The organism is Klebsiella sp. Ech2A, from assembly GCF_030078455.1.
In the GTDB taxonomy this organism is placed as follows: Bacteria; Pseudomonadota; Gammaproteobacteria; order Enterobacterales; family Enterobacteriaceae; genus Klebsiella; species Klebsiella terrigena.
The window spans coordinates 1-1,719 of sequence record NZ_JAQGFU010000387.1; the positions used below are offsets into that span (position 1 = coordinate 1).

Genomic DNA, 1,719 nt, shown 5'->3' on the forward strand with positions numbered 1-1,719 from the left:
CGAAGGACTGGCGGTGCAGCGCGGCTGGCTGCGGGCGCAGGCACCGCTGCTGGCCGAGCGCCTCAGCCAGTCGCTGCAGGACGGCGACACCTCCGCCGCCGAAGCGCTGCTCTCCCGGCTGCAGGCGCTGGCCGGCGACGCGGACAAAAGCGACGTGGCGCATGCCTCTCTGGCCCTAAGCCACTGCCGGGGGCTGATGGCGAAGGGGGAGGCGACGGCGGCGGCGCAGCGGCTCGATACGCTGGCGGCCGAGCAGGAGCGCTGCGGGGAGTGGCTGTTCGCCGTGCGCCTGCGGCTGCTGCAAGCCCGGGCCCTGTGGCAGGCGAATGCCCTGGAGCAGGCCGTGGCGGTTGGCGTTCCCGCGCTGCGGCGGGCAATGCGCCAGAAGCTGCTGCGCAGCCTGCTGGACGGCGGCCCGGATCTGGCGTCGTTGCTGCAGCTGATTGCTAAACGTGGCGCGGCGGGGGCGGAGTTCAGCGCAGACCTGACGCAGCTGCTGGCGCAGTTTGCCGCCGCCGGGATCCCGCTCAGCGCCGGACGCGCCGCGCCGCCGGACGTACGCCTAACCGAGCGGGAGCGGCAAACCCTGCGCCTGATTGCCGAAGGCTACTCGAATAAGGGGATGGCGCGGGAGCTGGGGATTTCAGCGGAAACCGTCAAATGGCACCTCAAGCAGCTGTACGAAAAGCTGCAGGTCAGCGGCCGCATCCAGGCGCTCAACCGGGCGCGCGAGTGGCAGCTGCTAAGCTAGGCGCGCCGTCACTTCTGCGGGGCCGCATTCGCCGCCCCGCCTTTATTACTTCTGGTATTACTTCTCGCCAACTTCCGCCAGCGGGCTGCGATAGTCGCCGCCCAGCGCCTTGATCAGCGTAACGTCGGTGCTCAGGCGCTGGGCCTGGATATCCAGCAGCATCAGCCGCTGGGCGATGGCCGGCCGACGCGCCTCCTGGGCGGCGTAATAGCTGAGGAGCCCGCGCTGATAGTGCGCGCTGGCGCTGTGGGTGGTGGCCATGGCGGCGGTTACCTTCAGCTGCTGGAGCGCCACCTGCTGGTTGAGATCGTTGAGCTGGCTGGAGCTTATCGCCACGTCGCGAACGGCGTCGAGGACGGCCTGGTTGTACTGCTTGATCAGGATATTGCTGGCGGTGCGCACCGAGCGCAAGTTGGCGTTCAGGCGGCCGCCGTCGAAGATCGGCAGGTAGAGGCCGGGCAGCAGGTTAATCTGCTGGAACGATGATTTAAACAGATCCCCGACGCTCAGCGCGTTATATCCCCAGAAGGCCTTGATATCGAAGTGCGGGTAGAACGCCGCCTTCGCCGCATCGACCTGGCTTAGCGAGGCGGTGACGTAGCCGCGCAGCGCCTGCAGGTCCGGGCGGCGGGCCAGCAGCTCGAAGGAGAGCGAATCGGGAAGCGTCTCCTGCAGCGCCGGCAGCGGCCCCGGGTGGATCTCCGGCATGCTGCGGGCGTCGGCGCCGATCAGCGCGCGCAGGGTTTCGCGATACTGGGTCAGGGTGCCTTTAGCGGTAATCGTCTGCTGCTGCGCCGCCAGCAGCTCGGCCTGGGCGTTGGCGATATCGACGCTATCCTCCACGCCCCGACGGGTGCGGTGCTCGTGCGCCTGCACCGACAGGCGGGCAATCTCTTCCAGCTGGTCCAGCAGCTCAATTTTCTGAAAGGTGGCCTGCATCGCGAAGTACAGCTGGGCCACGCTGCTGG

Annotated in this window: 2 protein-coding genes; one reads left to right on the top strand and one right to left on the bottom strand. The window is 68.1% G+C overall.

Annotated elements, in window-relative coordinates:
* The coding region (locus tag PFH44_RS27270; RefSeq protein ID WP_283826787.1) for a LuxR C-terminal-related transcriptional regulator at positions 1-751 on the top strand (751 nt) is incomplete at its 5' end.
* Between the two features lie 57 nt (positions 752-808).
* Here PFH44_RS27270 and PFH44_RS27275 read toward each other — a convergent pair.
* On the bottom strand, positions 809-1,719 hold a 911-nt coding region (locus tag PFH44_RS27275), incomplete at its 5' end, for a TolC family protein (RefSeq protein WP_283826789.1).